Source organism: Marinobacter flavimaris (genome assembly GCF_002933295.1).
Taxonomy (GTDB): Bacteria; Pseudomonadota; Gammaproteobacteria; order Pseudomonadales; family Oleiphilaceae; genus Marinobacter; species Marinobacter flavimaris.
In genome coordinates this window covers 1-346 of sequence record NZ_PSSW01000058.1, presented here as the reverse complement: position 1 = coordinate 346, position 346 = coordinate 1, and the positions used below count along the sequence as shown (strand labels likewise).

Sequence of the window (346 nt, the reverse complement as noted above, 5' to 3'; positions counted from 1 at the left end):
AACTGGCAACCTTGGAATTCGTCCCGCCTTCATCAGGTCGGTGAGCATATGTTGCAAGACCTGCGCTCTGCCCACGGCAAAGGCCGGAATCAGTATATTGCCCCCTTTGTCGACCGTTTCGTTAACGATGTCCGCCAGTTGTGACAGCAAATCCACGTCTTCGTGGCGACGATCGCCATATGTTGATTCCAGCATCAGCATGTCGAGTGCTGGCAGGGGTGCCGGTGGCCTCATGAAAATATCATTGAGGCGGCCCACATCGCCGGAAAAACCGACGCATTTACCTTCCGCCTCGATGATGACACAGGCCGCCCCGAGAATGTGCCCGACCGGTCGCAGATGAAAG

General features: G+C 56.1%; 1 pseudogene. It reads right to left on the bottom strand.

The window, feature by feature from the left end:
* A pseudogene (locus MDHKLMBL_RS20740) lies at positions 1 to 346 on the bottom strand (MBL fold metallo-hydrolase); the annotation flags it as partial.